The following is a 15934-nucleotide window of genomic DNA, read 5'->3' as shown; positions in this document are numbered from 1 at the left end:
ATGACAAATAAGGTATCAGTTAAACGCAGCGCATTGGTTGAGCAACCTTTAAAAACCAGTGCCGCCACTGGCGCTACATTGGCATGTATGGGTTTAGATAACTCAATTCCTTTAATGCACGGCTCGCAGGGCTGCGGGGCGTTCGCTAAAGTGTATTTGATTCAACATTACCGAGAACCCATTCCGCTACAAAACACCGCCATTGATCATATCGCTGCTGTTATGGGCGGTGACGACAACTTATCAAGTGCACTTAAATTACTGTGCGAAAAGCACCAAGCTGCGCTTATTGTAGTGATGACAACGGGTTTAACCGAGATGCAGGGCTGCGATGTAACTAGGGTTGTGCGAGAGTTTAAAACGCAACATCCTCAATTTTCTAACAAGCGGATTGTAAGCGTAAATACTCCAGATTTTGCCGGTTCTATGCAAAGTGGGTTTGCCAGTACCATCGAAGCCTGCATGCAGCAGCTATTAGTTGAAAAGCAACTAAGTGTGCCAAAGCTCGATTCAAACATTCAGCAACTAAATGTTTTTGTATCCTGTGCCTTAACCAGTGCCGATTTGGAGTTAATAGCCCGCTATTGTGAAGCTTTCGGTTTTAATCCGGTGTTAGTACCCAATCTTAGCGATTCTTTGGACGGGCACTTAGCCGATGATGACTTTTCGGTGACTTCCACAGGTGGTACTGGTTTAAGTCAGCTTGCGAGTTGTATTCACAGCAAAGCAAGTTTGGTGTTTGGTGAGTCGATGCTGCCAGCTGCAAGGGTGCTAGAAAAGCATTACCAGGTACCAACTTTATTCATGGGAACAGGGATGGGCATGCAGCAAACCGACCAATTGGTAATGAAACTTACCGAGCTGTCTAACAAGCCCGTTCCTCAATGGATTACTCGGCAGCGTAAACGGCTACAAGATGCCTTGCTTGATAGTCACTTTTTGTTAAGTGACGCCAAAGTGGCCATTGCTCTAGAGCCAGACCTTGCTGCGGGTTATTGCGAGGTTTTTTCTGAGGTAGGAGCAAGTGTTGAGCGAGTGGTTACCACGCTTAATGTGACAAGTTTACCGCAGCTAAAAACGAACAATGTGGTGGTAGGGGATTTGTCCGATCTAGAACCGTGCGTTGATGAATGTGAGCTGATCGTCGGTAATACCCACTGCGCCAACATGTGCGAACCGCTTACGCCTGTTTTACGAGCGGGATTTCCTTGTCACGACCGGTTTGGTAACAGTGATATTTTGCAAGTGGGCTATGAAGGTGCCCGGCAACGCTTGTTTGCAATGGCTAATTTACTTAAAGCAAGCCATCAAGATGAAGTACCAGCCCATAAAAGTAGCTATCGCTTTGAACCATCTAGCTGCGTTCAGCCAGCCTTAAGCAGCTAGGGGTTAACTATGAATGCGATGCAAAGACAGCTAAGAGTGATTGAAGATGGCCAGCAGCGTGAACATGTTTTTAAAGTAGCGTTTGCCAGCGAAAGTAAACATTGTGTCGATCAGCATTTTGGCAGTGCCCATACCTTTTTGGTGTATGGCTTTGGTGAACACCACATTCAACTGTTAGAGGCTCTACAGTTTGACCAAGCAAAACCAGGTCACGACAAAGGCCGTTTAAAACAACGAATTGATGCCTTAGCTGGCTGCGCCGCAGTTTTTAGCAATGCTTGTGGTCATAGCGCAAACGAGTTGCTTAAACAGCAGGGGATTTGCAGTTTAATGGTTGATAGCGACACCGAGCTAAGTGTGTTGTTAGGCGACATTCACTTGCAGTTTGTACATCAACCCCTCCCTTGGATGTACTCCCAAAACCTCGACCCGCAGCAACAAGAGCAACGTCTCAATGAATTATTAGACGAGCCCTGGTAGGGCAAGATTAACTTTCAAAATAAGGAAAAAATAATGAGTGATAAAACATACATGGGCTTAACTCGCGATGGAACGCCCTGGGAGCCACAATTTGTAACAGCGCTAGATCAAGATGCTTGTATAGGCTGTGGGCGTTGCTACAAAGTATGTCCTCGCGACGTATTTGATCTGGTTGAGCGTGAAATTGACGAAGACGATGAAGCGTTTGACGATTATGAAGACGACGTAGTAATGGTGATGGAATTAGCCAACGCTGGCGATTGTATCGGTTGCGCAGCTTGCTCTACCGTTTGCGCCAAAAATTGTCATACCCATACGCCTGCTAGTGCGTTGGTGTAAAGAGGTAGTAGCTATGGCGCAGATAAGCATGCAGGTAATTAGTGTCGACAAAGGCAAGGTTGTGTTGCAAGGGCAGCGCGCCAGTGCTTGTACTTCGTGCGCCAGTAAGAGTAGTTGCTTAACCGTTAATCCAGAGTCACCAAACCTACTTAATGCGGAGTTCTCTGCTACTCAAGGTTTAGAACTTGGTCAAAACATTACCCTTAATTGCCAAGATAGCTTTCTACTCAAAGCTATCTTGGCAGCTTTAATGCCTGCATTGCTTGGCTTAATTAGCTTTGCACTGCTAGCCAATCAGCTACTGTTTTTTCTTACACCATCTGTACTTGATATTGCCTGTGCCGGTTTTGCTTGTTTGGGTTTTGTATTGGGCTTGCTAGTAAGTCGACGCTTATCGCGTGGTTTAGCCTCTGAGCTACGCAACAAACTATCGCTTAAACCCACACCGTAATACTGCCAGTCCGTTTACTGTTTGCGCATGCTTGTCGCTGCTAGGTCTTTGCTGTTAATCAGCAACTATGAAAACTATTTTTTAGATAATTACTAATATAATACTTAATAACTTCCTCTTTATTCACGCTAAATTGGGTCTAAATATTTTTGAAAATGTTTACTTAAATGATCTACTCCTCACTATATAAATGGCTTTATTAAGTACTATTTATGGCTTACCGATTATTGTGATTTTGTAATTTAATTGATTGTTTTTATTGGCTAATTTTTTATTTTTATTTGTTTTATTTCTAGGCTACTGTTCGGTTTTTGAACTAAATGTGATTAGCCAAAACATAATGGAATATATGATGATTCGTAAAAATAATCTTTCGCTAGGCATTGCCTTGGCGTTTGCTTTTTCGGCGAGCAATGCTGTGCATGCCGTCACAGTAAGTAATGCAGATTTTCGCAATGTTGAGATTCGACATAGCGGAATGTGTATTGATTTGACCGGGGGAAACACTGCTAATTTATCTGGTTTTAGCCAATGGACTTGCGGAGAAAGCAACAACAACCAACGGCTTGAGTTTGTTGAGCAAGGCGAGGGTTTTTACAGTATTAAAACCAAAACAAGCCAAAAGTGTTTAGAGGTTGCGAATAGTGACTCAGCAAACGGCGCGCGTATTCAGCAACTAACGTGTGCAGATGCTAGTGTTAATCAGCAATGGTCACTGCAAGATATGAATAATGGTTGGTTTAAACTTAAAAACCGTGCCACCGGAAAATGCCTAGACGTAGCAGGTGCATATACTGAAAAAGGCTCAGAGTTCCACCAATGGGCCTGTTTAGCCGACCATCCTAACCAAGAGTTTCGTTTTATCTTTGATGAAAATGTTGCTAGCGAACCTAGTGGCACCATTACAGTTCAAGCCGCAGACTTTGTAAGTCAAGGTGGCAGTTTTGATGATAATCAGCAAAGCCCAGTAAGCATCTACAGCGTAGCTGGGCAGTCAGCGATTAATTATATTAATAGCGGCGACTTTGTAGACTACAACGTAGATATTGACCGTGCAGGAAAGTACCAGGTTACTTTTAATGTGGGAACAGCGATTACGTCAAACGTAAAGATTGAGCTTTTAGTATTAGAAAATGGCAGTTGGGTGTCTTACGCTCAAGCGTCGGTTCCTGCTTATGGCTGGGACAATTTTACTGAACTTAGCGCAGCTAACGAAGTGTCTTTAGCGGCCGGCACGCAAAAGTTACGCATTCACGCGCTGGGTAGCAATGACTGGCAGTGGAACTTAGCGTCGTTTAAATTGGAATGGCAAGGCGAGCCTACAGACCCGGTTGATCCACCTTTGCTAGATAGCGATGGTGATGGGGTACTCGACGTAAATGACTTATGCCCTAACACTCCAGCCAACCAGCCTGTAAATCAAGATGGCTGTGCGCAATCGCAACTTGATGATGACAATGACGGTGTCAGCAATGATGTTGATCAATGTCCTAACACACCTCCTGGCGTTACCGTTGATAACACCGGATGTGAGCCAAACTCTCCTGGAGTAATAGATGTAAATACCGCTGATGCTAACTTGCCAAGCTTTGTATCGTTTAACAATACAACGCCTTTAGGTAAACGCTGGGAAAAAGTAGAAAGTTTGTCTGATGAGTTCGAGTTTTGGAATGGCGCCAAATGGATAAAAACCAACTGGAACTATGGCAATACCCCGGTAAACATGTTGAACAAAAACTCAGGTGTGTCGGATGGTAATCTGTGGATACAAGCAACCTTAAATGCTGATAGCCCTAATCAGTGGTTCGAAACTTCACGGGTACGTTCAGTTGCCAAAATTAAGTTTCCTATGTACACAGAGAGCCGCATTAAGGTGGCCAATATCTCCGCCTACAGTACTTTTTGGTTAAACAATGGCGATATAAATAATCGAGACGAAATCGATATTATCGAAATTAACCCGGTTCCTACCTGTAATTGTCAGCCAGATTTCCCGTGGAAGATGAACTCTCAGTACTTTATTGCTAAGAATGGTTCAACCGAAAGAAATCATGGCAACTCAGACAACCGTACCGATTTGTCAGATGAAAACACCTTGCAAGGTGTGTTGTGGACAGATGATTACCATGTATTTGGTGCATGGTGGAAAGATGAACACACTGTACAGTTTTATCTAAACGGTGAACCGGTTAATAAAGTCACTACACAACAGCCGTTTACACTAGAGCAGTTTGTTATTTGGGACTTATGGAGCCAAGACTCAAGTTGGGTAGGTGGTTTGCCGCAAAAAACAGACTTGCTTAACGATAACAACAACACCATGAAGGTTGATTGGATCCGTACTTGGAAGCTCGTTGACGAATAAACTATAGGCGTACTTATTACGCGTTAACAAAAAGAGCTTATCGGCAACGGTAAGCTCTTTTTGTTTCTAATTAGCATTAAGCAAAGCGAATCCAGAGTTGTTTGTATCCTGAAACCGGATCGCTAGTTTACAAATTGTCGTTTAAACCAACAATGTGATGTCGCAAATCTTACAAGGCTACCTAAATGTGATGTAACTCACAGTGATTTTGGGGTGGTGATAAAGTAAATAAGCTAATAAATACAGTGTGTTATATTACTTTTCTTATCCGGTACTTCACTTGCAATAGTTTAGTTGGGAGATAACCCGTTGTTGATGAGTTTGCTGCCAATGAGCAAGAAACGCTGTGTTCTAGGTTCCCAATGGCTTATCAACACTCAGTTTTAGGCAGCATGTGTCTTTAGCAACGGGTTATCGCCACTACCAATTTATATAACATTGTGGGGTAGCGTATGTGGAATTATTCAGAAAAAGTTAAACAGCATTTCTTCACACCTAAAAATGCTAAAGCTGTCGACCATGCAAACGCTATTGGCGATGTGGGTTCAATCTCCTGCGGTGACGCTTTACGCTTAAGCCTTAAAGTGAATCCTGATAGTGACGTGATAGAAGACGCTGGGTTTCAAACCTTTGGTTGTGGTAGCGCTATTGCTTCTTCGTCTGCTTTAACCGAAATGATCATTGGCCGAACCATCGACCAAGCAATGAGCATTTCTAATCAAGACATTGCCGATTACTTAGATGGTTTGCCGCCAGAAAAAATGCATTGTTCAGTAATGGGAATGGAAGCCTTGCATGCTGCAGTTGCTCAATATCGCGGCGAAGAAGTAGCGGAAGAACACGAAGAAGGTGAATTGATTTGTAAGTGTTTTGCCATCGACGATGCGCTTATCAAGCGGGTGGTTGCGCAAAACAAACTAGAGACCTTAGACGAGGTTATCAATTACACCAAAGCAGGCGGGGCCTGTGCTGCTTGCCATGAAAAAATTGAGTGGGTATTAGAAGAGTGCCTAGGAGCGCCGCTGGCGGAGCCTGAAATAGCAAAAGCAAGCCCAGTGGCTGCCACTAGCATTGTGGCGCGGATAAGAATTATTGAACAAGCACTGGAACAAGTTCGCCCGCAGTTACAAGCCGATGGTGGTGATGTACAGCTATCTGATGTAGATGATGACATGGTGTTTGTATCGTTAACTGGTGCCTGTTCCGGCTGCGGTTTGTCTGCAGGAACACTTGCGATGATCGAGCAAAAGATCAGCCAAGCCCTTGGCGAAACCATCACCGTTTATCCCGTTGGCGCAGCTAGCTTAGCGTAAGGAGCACTAGTATGAGTAACTTAACCACTTTAACCACCGAAACCGAACTAGCGTATTTAGATAACAACGCCACCACGCAAGTGGACCAAGCAGTGTTACAAGAAATGCTACCTTTTCTTAGCGAGTTTTATGGCAATCCTTCTTCTATACATCGCTTTGGCAGCCAAGTTGGTCAGGCGATTGAACAGGCTAGGGAGCAGGTTCAAAAGCTTATTGGCGCAAGCCATGCTAGTGAAGTGATCTTTACATCTTGTGCAACAGAGGCCAGTGCAACCGCCATCCTTTCAGCGGTTGAGGCTTACCCTAAGCGAAAAGAAATTGTTACGTCAGTTATCGAGCATCCCGCTACCTTACAGTTGTGTCAAATGCTTGAGCGCAAAGGCTACACCATTCATTGGATTGGTGTGGATCAACGTGGCCGTTTAGATATGGAAGCCTACAAAGCCGCACTAAGTGAAAACGTAGCCGTTGTAAGCTTTATGTGGGCAAACAATGAAACCGGCAGTTTGTTTCCTATTCGCGGTATGGCCGAGTTAGCTAAGCAGCACGGTATCGTTTTTCATACCGATGCAGTACAAGTGGCTGGCAAGCTGCCAATTCAAGTTGCTGATAGTGGAATAGATTTATTGTCTATTTCTGGTCACAAGTTTCATGCGCCTAAGGGCATTGGTGCTTTGTATTTACGCCGCGGCGCCAAGTTTAGACCGCTATTGCGTGGTGGCCACCAAGAACGAGGGCGTCGAGCGGGTACCGAAAACAGCAGCGGAATAGTAGGTTTAGGAAAAGCTGCCGAACTAGCAATGCAATCTATCGAGCAAGACTCCGCACGCATAAAGCTGATGCGTGATCGCTTAGAAATGGGCTTGTTAGCGCGAGTTCCTAATTGCTTTGTTACCGGCGATCCAAAACATCGCGTACCCAATACCAGCAATATTGCTTTTGAATTTGTCGAGGGCGAGTCGATATTGTTGATGTTAGATCAACACGGTATTGCCGCATCCTCCGGTTCAGCGTGTACTTCAGGTTCGTTAGAGCCATCCCACGTAATGCGGGCAATGGACATTCCTTATACCGCGGCGCATGGCGCGATTCGTTTCTCGCTTTCTCGCTTTACTACCGAGGCCATGGTTGACCAAGTGCTAGCAGTACTGCCCGGAATTGTTGAAAAGCTTCGCATGTTATCGCCGTATTGGGATGTGACTAGCAATCAGCCAGCGAGCGAAAGCTTTAGTCCGGTTTATGCCTAGTTGTTACCACAGAAGGACTCATTATGTTGATCATCAATGACACCACCTTACGTGATGGCGAGCAAACCGCTGGGGTGGCTTTTAATGGCGAAGAGAAACTCGCCATTGCCACCAGTTTGGAGCAAGCAGGGATAACTGAGCTCGAAGTTGGCGTGCCAGCAATGGGCGACTCTGAACGGGAAGTGATTAAAGCCCTTTGCGATGAACTAACGCATGCAAAAACCATGGGTTGGAGCCGTTTACACCAGCATGATATTTCGCTGGCAAGTGGCCTAGGTTTAGATTTGATCGACATATCTATTCCAGCGTCTAAGCAGCAACGCGAATCTAAGCTGCAGCTTTCTACTGCTCAGCTTTATGTCCAATTGGAGCGGGGCATTAAACAGGCTTTAGCGCTTGGCTTGCAAGTTTGTGTTGGCATGGAAGACGCGTCACGCGCCAGTTTAGATGAGCTATATCTTATTGCCGAGAAAGCTCAAAGTTTTGGTGCTAAGCGGCTACGTTTTGCCGACACTCTGGGTTTGTTGGACCCTTTTGCTACAGAAGTGTTTATTAGCAGCCTTAAGCAGCGTAGTGACCTACAAATTGAAATGCATGCGCATAACGATTTAGGCATGGCAACAGCGAATACCTTAGCTGCTGTTAAAGCCGGCGCCGATTCGGTGAATACCACGGTAATTGGTTTAGGAGAAAGGGCCGGTAATGCCGCGTTAGAAGAAGTGCTTATGGCGCTAAATGTTACCCAATTAGCCGGTAATAAGGCGATACCTGCAGTAGATCTAAAATCGCTAAACCCTATTTGTGAGTTAGTTGCCAAGGCTTCTGGCCGTAAGCTTGGGCTTAGTAAGAGCATAGTAGGCAAACAGGTATTTACTCATGAGTCTGGCATCCATGTAGATGGCTTGCTCAAAGATCCCAATAACTACCAAGCTTTCGCGCCAGAGATTATTGGCCGTAAACACAGCGTTGTATTAGGTAAACACTCTGGTGTGGCTGCCATTAAATCGGTTTATCAAGATTTAGGCATTGCCCTCAATTTTGCTCAATGTCAGGCATTACGTTCGGTTTTAAGTGCATGGGCAGAAGTTAACAAACGTAGCCCTAATGCCAAAGAGCTATTGAGCTTTTATCGGCAGAGCATTAATCAGCACTTAGACGCCGTGTGTATTTAAGCGTTAAGGCTAAGGAGAGCGTAGATGCTAGAGAATCCAGCCCAGAGTCAAGTTACAGATCTTGCGGGCATTAACGAGCTTGCCAGTGCCGAAGACTTTCTCAATTACTTTGGCGTTAACTATCAAGCAGGATTAGTTCGGGTAAAACGGGTTTTGTTTATGCGCCTACTCGGGCAAGTATTGGCGAAACAGGCTTCAAGCAGTTATAGCGAATACCAAGCTGCAGTGAGCAAAGCCTATTGTTTATTGGAAAAGGGCGTTGTGTTGGCACATCAAGTGCCTAGTTGCGACGCTTGTGAAGGCTGTTAATAAAGAGGTATAGCAGATGAATTCAGCAAAATTTGGATATGGCTGCAAAGTAAGAGTGGTTGAAAATATTCGTAACGACGGTAGTTTCCCAGGCTGTAAAAAAGGCGCTTTGCTAGTGCGCCGTGGCGCTACTGGCTATGTACGCCAATCGGGATATTACTTACAAGACCAAATTGTTTATCAAGTGCAGTTTATTAATCGAGGCTTAACCATTGGTTGTAAAGAACATGAGCTAATAGATGCCGAGTTAGTTTGGCAACCTAATCAGTTTGAGTATGGCGACAAAGCAGCGTTAACACTTAGTTTGTCTCAACAGGGCGAAGTTGTTGCCAAAAAAGGCAGCGTGGTAGATGTGTTAGCAGTACGCCGTAAACCAAAAACTGACCCTTGTTACCGGATTCAATACGGTGAGCTAGATGTAGAAGTACCCGAGCGAGCACTTGCAGCTTTAAAAGAAGAGGAGCCTGCCTATGTTGGATAGCAGCCACGCTTATATAACAATGAAAACCAGCATCGCGTTGTTTGATCTAAATACTGATCAACTTAGTGAAGAGCAGCAAGTAGAGTTAAACCGGGTAGTGAGCAAAACCATTGGCATTCAACAAAAGGTGCTAGCGGCAAAAGAGGCAGAAAAGGTGTATGTTGATGAACCTCAACTAGATAAAGCCATTGCCTTAATTAAGCAAAATTTTGAATCTGAGGCAGCTTTTGAACAAGCGCTGTTAGCCAATCAGCTTTCTGAACCAGGCTTGCGCGAGGCGCTACGTAGCGAGCTTAGCAGTGAAGCGGTGCTTGCCTATATAAGCAAAGATATTCCCGAGGTTACAGAGCAGCAGGCCTTAGCTTTTTATCAGCGCCATCCCGACAAGTTTTTACAAGTAGAGCGCCGGGCAGCTCACCACATTTTGCTTACCATTAATGAACAGTTTGAAGAGAATAAGCCAAAGCAGGCTAGAGCTCGTATTGAAAGCTTGGCCAATAAAGTTACTAGCGACAACTTTGAGAAACTGGCAGAGCGCCACTCCGAATGCCCAACTGCAGTGAACGGCGGTTACTTAGGGCTAGTATCTAGGCAGCAATTGTTACCCGAGCTAGATGAGGTGTTGTTTAACATGGCAAGCGAGAGCTTTAGTCAACCAATCTACACTGGCATGGGCTACCACTTATTATGGTGTAAACAGCATTACCCAGAGCATCGGGTGAGTTTTGATGATGCAAAAGCCAAAATTAAGCAATCCCTTTATGAACATGCTCAAAAACAGCAGCAGAGAGTTTGGCTAAGCCGTGCTTGTAAAGGTGAAAATTTAAACTAATCCTGTGTAGACAACATGCTCACGTAGTTATTAATCAAAGTAATATTAAAATTTAGGCATTTGCTCAGCAATAGTTAATCATGCTAATTGTGCAGTCGCGTAATTGGCTATTGTGTTGTTTAACTTGGTCTACTCGTTAAGAGGTAGTATAAGTCTCCCGTTCACACATTTTTTGTCTACTTATTGGTCACCTAATGCTTACATAATTCACTAAAACTGAAATCTAAACTTAACTCAAATGTAACAATTGCCATTTAGCTTAATCCGCACAACAAAAGAGAGTACTCAACTAGGATATAAGAAAATGAGCAAGGAAATATTTAACCCAACTCGCTTCAATAAAAGTAACAACCCTACCTTTGATGAAGTATTAGATGTTCGCATGTCTCGTCGTAAAATTCTTAAAGGAGGTCTTGGCCTAAGCGCTATGGCTACCTTTGGCGCTTTTGGTTTAGCTGGCTGCAATTCTTCTAGCTCTACTAATGGCGGTGGTGCAGCCGCTCCAAGTGCTAGCTTAAACTTCAACTCTATTGCTGGTTCTAAAATTGACGCAGTAAGTGTTCCAGAAGGTTACACCGCTCAAGTACTTGCGCCATGGGGCCAGCCAATCAATGCTATGGCAGAAGCCTGGAAAGATGACGGCACTAACGATGCAGTCGATCAAAACAACGCTATGGGAATGCATCACGATGGCTTACATTTCTTCCCATTAAATGACGCTGGTACAGATGGCTTACTAGCGGTAAACCATGAGTACATCGACCAAAATGCTTTGCATCAAAATGGCAGCGACAGAGATGACGCGGGTATTCGCAGCAGCGTTGACCAAGTACGTAAAGAAATTGCCGCTCACGGTGTAAGTGTTATTCGTATTCAGTTGCAGGAAGACGGTCAATGGATGATGGTAGAAAGCGATCCATTAAACCGCCGTTACACTGGTGCTACGGTTATGGATATTTCAGGTCCATTAGCTAACTCAAGCTTGTTAGTTACACCGTTCTCGCCAGATGGCAGCCAAGCACGCGGTACTTTAAACAACTGTGGTAATGGTTACACGCCTTGGGGCACTTACTTAACTTGTGAAGAAAACTGGCCTGGTTACTTCATCAACTTAGGTACCACCACTGCAGAGCAAGACCGAATTGGTTTAGATACCTCTGGCACAGCGCGTTATGGTTGGGAAACCCTAGCCGGTCACGCTGATGAGCGTGTCGACGAGTTCTCTCGTTTTAACGTAACACCAAGTGGTGCAAGCGCCATGGACGACTACCGTAACGAAGCTAACGGCCACGGTTACATTGTAGAAATAGACCCTTACACAGCTAACTCGCGCGCGGTTAAACGTACCGCTTTAGGTCGATTCCGCCACGAAGGTTGTACCTTTGGTACCCTTGAAGTTGGCAAGCCGATTGTGTTTTATTCTGGTCACGATTCGCGTTTTGAATACATGTACAAGTTTGTATCTACTGCAGTTTGGGATGCAGCAGACGCAGAAGCTAGCGACCGTTTAGCCATGGGCGATAAGTACATGGACGAAGGCACCTTATACGTGGCTAAATTTGATGCCGACGGTGTGGGTCATTGGTTGCCGTTAACCTTAGATGGCGCTACCACAGATGGTGGCACGCTGGGTGATCACTTTGATTCTTTAGCCGCTATTATTTTAAACACTGCCGGTGCAGCAGACTTGGTTGGTGCCACTCAAATGGACCGCCCAGAATGGTGTGCGGTAGACCCAATTACTGGTTCTGTTTACTTAACCTTAACCAACAATACGCGCCGTGATGAAACCACAGGTACTAACCCAGCTAACCCACGCTTAAACAACAAGTTTGGTCATGTTATTCGTTGGGACGAAGGCGAGGCCGCTACCGACTTTACTTGGGACATCTTTGTATTTGGCTCTCCAGCCGACGGTGACGAAGCCACAAACTTATCTGGCCTAAGCGAGTTTAACCAGTTTGCTAGCCCAGATGGTTTAGCCTTTGATAATCGCGGTATTTTGTGGATTCAAACCGATAACGGCGCCGATGAAGTAACTAGCTATACTAACGACCAAATGCTAGCGGTTGTACCTTCAGCGATTAAGGACGCAGACGGTAACGCAGACACCATTAACAGCGAGAACCAAGGCGAATTACGTCGTTTCTTTGTTGGCCCTAATGGCTGTGAAGTTACCGGTTTTACCATTAGCCCAGATTACACCACCATGTTTGTGTCTATCCAGCATCCTGGTAACTGGCCTTACAGTAACAATGCAGCAGAAGAAACGCCAGTAGGCATGGATCTTCGTCCTCGCGCATCGGTTGTGGCTATTCGTAAAGCCGACGGTGGCGAGCTAGGTGTGTAATTAACTCTAGAAACATATAACAGGCCCAAACGGGCCTGTTTTATTAATAGTTTAAGGAACAAAAAATGGCTGGAATTAGTGTGTGGCAACTGGCAATTATTGCTGTAATCGTTGCCTTGTTGTTTGGAACCAAACGCTTAAGAGGCTTGGGTGGAGATTTAGGCTCTACCATTAAAGGTTTTAAACAAGCGATGAGCGAAGATAATGCTCAACAAAATGCAGGTGGCCCAATAAGCGCAGAGCAGGGCAACAATAATAAGCAACTTGGTAGCTAAACATGTTTGATGTTGGCTCCTTAGAGATTTTGCTTATTGCTGTTTTGGGCCTCGTTATATTGGGCCCTCAACGCCTACCTAATGCCTTGCGCACTGGATTTGCATGGTACAACAAAGCTAAAACTACCATGGCAGAGGTATCCACCAAAATTGAGAAAGAACTAGAGTTAGGCGAGGTAAAAGACACGCTTAACCAACAAGTTAAAGTACCTACCAAAATATCCTCTGCGCCTTTGGTCAACAAAGACACGAGCAAGTAAGTCCAGCTAAGCTTTTACTATATCCCACTAAGGCATTAAGCTAAGGCGCTGCCGTTTTCATCAAAGCAAAGCGGCTTCAAATTTTTAGCCAATAACTGCTGTTAAGGATACCGAGTGGAAACTGAGGTTTTGTCTAGCTTTGCCATACATCTTACTATTATCTTGTGTGCTGTTGCCTTAGTCGTGTGGGGCAAGGTATTAAGAGATCGCAAAAGTTCTGCGGGTAATTCAGCATCTAGTAACGACACGTCTACCGGCACTACACTTATAGTGTGTGGTGGTTTGTTGGCAATAACGCAAGTCGCTAAACTAATTGAGCTGTTTGCTTAAACGCACAGTAAGCACATGCCAAAAACCATGACTTTACGATAATCTAGGAGCGCCCATGGCCATTACCGGAGAATGCTTTTGTGGTGCAATTAAATACCAAATAGAGGGCGAGTTACACGATGCTCGCTCCTGCCATTGTTCCCGATGCCGCAAAGCATTTAGTGCCCAAGCCTCAGCTTATGCATTAGTTAAACCTGGCGAGTTTTCTTGGCTAAGAGGCGAAAACTTGCTTACTTCATACATTGGAGAACAGGGTTTTGGTTTACAGTTTTGCAGCAAATGTGGTTCTACCTTAGTAGGTGTATATCAAGAAGAAGTACATGGTGTAACCTTAGGCTGCATAAACGGAGACCCCAATATAAAACTAAGCCGCCATATTTACGTAGATTCAAAAGCCAGCTGGGAACTGATACCCGACGGTGTTCCACAGTTCAAGAAACAAGTTCCTTAGTCTTAATCCCCAGTAGTTTTAGCTTTTTAACTGTCTGGTGCGTAAACCCCAAAAACTCACTACAACTGTATTTATATACAGTTCTGTTGCGATTCCTACTTTCTACAAGTGATTGCATACTTTCATGCTGATGTTTTTGTTATTTTTCGAGCTAGGTGGCTGATGTAGCTTAGGAAAGGTGATAATCTTAATTTTATAAAATGTATGATAAGAGGAAAATTTCCTAGTTTAAACAAGGAATTTTTCATATTAATAAGTTGTTATACGTAAGGAAGCATCAGTGTCATTTTTCAGCAATCTATTCGGTAAGAAAAAATCAAAAAACATGTATTTTGATGGTTTGGGTGATTTTTCCTATTCTAATGATGGTACAGACGAATACTGGAGTATCGAACAACCTGTAGGAAAACTACCATCTAAGTTTGATTTTGGTGCTATTAGCGGAAATCTAGAAGGTCCAAATTCAGAAGCGCTGGAAGCTTTTAATTTTTATGCTGAAAAACCGGAAAGCTTATACGCCTATTTAAATGAACTCTTTTATTCCAAGCTCAAAGAAAGATGTGGAAATCTCACTATAAAAGACATCGAAACAGATTTTTACCTTAAATCCCTCACATGTACATCCAAAGAAGAATTTGAATTTGGCTTTCACTCGAACAAAAAAGATATATTTGTAGAACTATTTTTCAGAGATGGTGTTGTAACTGAAGTACACCTTGATGAAGGCTGCTGTGAATACGTATAACAAACGCCTCAACAAAGGACGTAAAATGCTTGGCTTACGCTCCTTCGTCGCTAATGATAGCCAAGCATTTTACGCCAGTTAGGCGGGCGTTACATGTCACCAGTATGAGAAAGATCGCAAAAGTATCAGGCAGCGAAGAAGTGAAACGCATCATGCTCTACGAGTGTGAAGATGGCGTTTATCTCTTCGAGTACAACAAGGAAATTGATTCATCAGCTACAGCTGACTATCTGCAAGACTCAGTTAAAATTGTCTATGAAATAGCAGAAGAAGATTACGGAGTTAAAGCTAGTGATTGGGAAGAAATTTCTGACCCAATGGAGTGCTGCCAACACGATAGAATAGAACCTGTAAGAGTGGTTGGTAGAAACACTGGTAATCCACAATGGGGTAACCTAGAAAAGCTTGTTTCCGGTAGCTGGGTGCCATTAATTGAGTAAAAGATGTAACAAGTCAAGGCAGCAACGCCACTTCGTGGCTGGACGCGCTAATGCGCGCCGCTGCTTGAGGCGTTATATTTCACGATGAATATCACCAGTCAGTTCGATACAGCGCTCTACCGGAGGCGAAAAAAGCAGGCTCTCTTGTTAGCCTTTGCTCTTATAGGTTTGGGCATATCTTACTATCTGATTAGTGGTGATTTTTCCATAGCTGTGGTGCCTATTATTGGCGGGATCGTTCTGGTGGAGTTGTTTCGTATATTCGAGCGTTCAGAGCTCGCGGAGCATCAGGGCTTCACATTGTCGGTTAGTTCTGATGGGTTGAAGTACAGCAACAGTAAAACGGGTTACAACGTAACGCGGCCCCTTTCTGCAGTTAAACACGTCAGGACGTCAATCGTCTTGGCTGTTCCAATCGTAACCGTCGATTTCATCAATAACGAACGATTGCGATTTATCTGTTACACAAACAGCGAGCAAGTGGTAACTCGTTTAAGTCCACCAGATGCAAGCGAAATATAACAAGCCGCACAACAAAAAACGCCCACAATAAGCGTGGGCTAGGACTCGCTGCCGCTCGCCTGTTTGCGGAGCGTTATAAGAAATAGAGGTATCGGTTGAATCAGATTATTAAGTTAGTTCCAGCTCTATTTGTTTTGACTATTCCTGCATTATGCTTTGGAAAGGAGCTATGTTTCGATAATAGCT

The 15934-nt window shown here is 44.3% G+C and carries 19 protein-coding genes; all 19 read left to right on the top strand.

Annotated elements, in window-relative coordinates; genetic code table 11:
• The 19 genes from nifN (at nt 1) to ACYFDN_RS00005 (ending at nt 15748) form a co-directional block, all read left to right on the top strand.
• Entirely contained in the window at nt 1-1386 is a 1386-nt protein-coding gene (nifN, locus tag ACYFDN_RS00095) for a nitrogenase iron-molybdenum cofactor biosynthesis protein NifN (protein WP_483509553.1), read from the top strand.
• 9 nt (nt 1387-1395) lie between these two features.
• Nucleotides 1396-1866 carry a NifB/NifX family molybdenum-iron cluster-binding protein gene (locus tag ACYFDN_RS00090; protein ID WP_016401558.1) on the top strand — a complete coding sequence of 157 codons (471 nt, stop codon included), beginning with the start codon at nt 1396-1398 and terminating at the stop codon, nt 1864-1866.
• 33 nt (nt 1867-1899) lie between these two features.
• A complete protein-coding gene (fdxB, locus tag ACYFDN_RS00085) occupies nt 1900-2205 on the top strand; it encodes a ferredoxin III, nif-specific (protein WP_152784799.1) in 306 nt (101 codons plus the stop codon).
• Nucleotides 2206-2218: 13 nt separating this feature from the next.
• Nucleotides 2219-2656, top strand: a complete 438-nt coding sequence (locus ACYFDN_RS00080) for a SoxR reducing system RseC family protein (RefSeq protein ID WP_406611332.1) — start codon at nt 2219-2221, stop codon at nt 2654-2656.
• A gap of 349 nt (nt 2657-3005) precedes the next feature.
• Entirely contained in the window at nt 3006-5021 is a 2016-nt protein-coding gene (locus ACYFDN_RS00075) for an RICIN domain-containing protein (RefSeq protein ID WP_483509551.1), read from the top strand.
• A 452-nt stretch (nt 5022-5473) separates the two neighbouring features.
• Nucleotides 5474-6334, top strand: a complete 861-nt coding sequence (nifU, locus tag ACYFDN_RS00070) for a Fe-S cluster assembly protein NifU (RefSeq protein WP_483509549.1) — start codon at nt 5474-5476, stop codon at nt 6332-6334.
• 11 nt (nt 6335-6345) lie between these two features.
• On the top strand, nt 6346-7581 hold the full coding sequence (gene nifS / locus ACYFDN_RS00065; RefSeq protein ID WP_483509547.1) for a cysteine desulfurase NifS: 1236 nt from the start codon (nt 6346-6348) through the stop codon (nt 7579-7581).
• 23 nt (nt 7582-7604) lie between these two features.
• Nucleotides 7605-8753 carry a homocitrate synthase gene (gene nifV, locus ACYFDN_RS00060; RefSeq protein WP_483509545.1) on the top strand — a complete coding sequence of 383 codons (1149 nt, stop codon included), beginning with the start codon at nt 7605-7607 and terminating at the stop codon, nt 8751-8753.
• A 24-nt stretch (nt 8754-8777) separates the two neighbouring features.
• Nucleotides 8778-9062: a nitrogenase-stabilizing/protective protein NifW gene (locus ACYFDN_RS00055; protein WP_483509543.1), complete on the top strand. Its 285-nt coding sequence runs from the start codon at nt 8778-8780 to the stop codon at nt 9060-9062.
• 16 nt (nt 9063-9078) lie between these two features.
• Complete coding sequence (locus ACYFDN_RS00050; protein ID WP_152784813.1) at nt 9079-9543, top strand: nitrogen fixation protein NifZ; 465 nt, start codon at nt 9079-9081, stop codon at nt 9541-9543.
• Nucleotides 9533-10375 carry a nitrogen fixation protein NifM gene (gene nifM, locus ACYFDN_RS00045; protein WP_483509541.1) on the top strand — a complete coding sequence of 281 codons (843 nt, stop codon included), beginning with the start codon at nt 9533-9535 and terminating at the stop codon, nt 10373-10375. Before ACYFDN_RS00050 ends, nifM begins: the two co-directional genes overlap by 11 nt.
• Before the next feature lie 304 nt (nt 10376-10679).
• Nucleotides 10680-12725 carry a PhoX family protein gene (locus tag ACYFDN_RS00040; RefSeq protein ID WP_483509539.1) on the top strand — a complete coding sequence of 682 codons (2046 nt, stop codon included), beginning with the start codon at nt 10680-10682 and terminating at the stop codon, nt 12723-12725.
• Between the two features lie 65 nt (nt 12726-12790).
• Nucleotides 12791-13000, top strand: a complete 210-nt coding sequence (tatA, locus tag ACYFDN_RS00035) for a twin-arginine translocase TatA/TatE family subunit (protein ID WP_483509537.1) — start codon at nt 12791-12793, stop codon at nt 12998-13000.
• A 2-nt stretch (nt 13001-13002) separates the two neighbouring features.
• Nucleotides 13003-13260, top strand: coding sequence for a Sec-independent protein translocase protein TatB (tatB, locus tag ACYFDN_RS00030; RefSeq protein WP_220721329.1), 258 nt, complete (start codon nt 13003-13005; stop codon nt 13258-13260).
• Between the two features lie 114 nt (nt 13261-13374).
• Nucleotides 13375-13590, top strand: a complete 216-nt coding sequence (locus ACYFDN_RS00025) for a hypothetical protein (RefSeq protein ID WP_483509535.1) — start codon at nt 13375-13377, stop codon at nt 13588-13590.
• A 55-nt stretch (nt 13591-13645) separates the two neighbouring features.
• Nucleotides 13646-14041 carry a GFA family protein gene (locus tag ACYFDN_RS00020; RefSeq protein WP_338626338.1) on the top strand — a complete coding sequence of 132 codons (396 nt, stop codon included), beginning with the start codon at nt 13646-13648 and terminating at the stop codon, nt 14039-14041.
• Between the two features lie 280 nt (nt 14042-14321).
• Nucleotides 14322-14786 carry a hypothetical protein gene (locus ACYFDN_RS00015; protein ID WP_483509533.1) on the top strand — a complete coding sequence of 155 codons (465 nt, stop codon included), beginning with the start codon at nt 14322-14324 and terminating at the stop codon, nt 14784-14786.
• A gap of 104 nt (nt 14787-14890) precedes the next feature.
• Entirely contained in the window at nt 14891-15226 is a 336-nt protein-coding gene (locus tag ACYFDN_RS00010; protein ID WP_483509531.1) for a hypothetical protein, read from the top strand.
• An 84-nt stretch (nt 15227-15310) separates the two neighbouring features.
• The gene (locus ACYFDN_RS00005; protein WP_483509529.1) at nt 15311-15748 is read left to right on the top strand and encodes a hypothetical protein; all 438 of its coding nucleotides are present in this window, start codon (nt 15311-15313) and stop codon (nt 15746-15748) included.
• The last annotated feature ends 186 nt before the right edge of the window (nt 15749-15934 follow it).

It is taken from the genome of Agarivorans sp. D1326 (assembly GCF_056958115.1).
The sequence above is the reverse complement of the archived record's forward strand: the minus strand, read 5'-3'. Positions and strand labels throughout refer to the sequence as shown.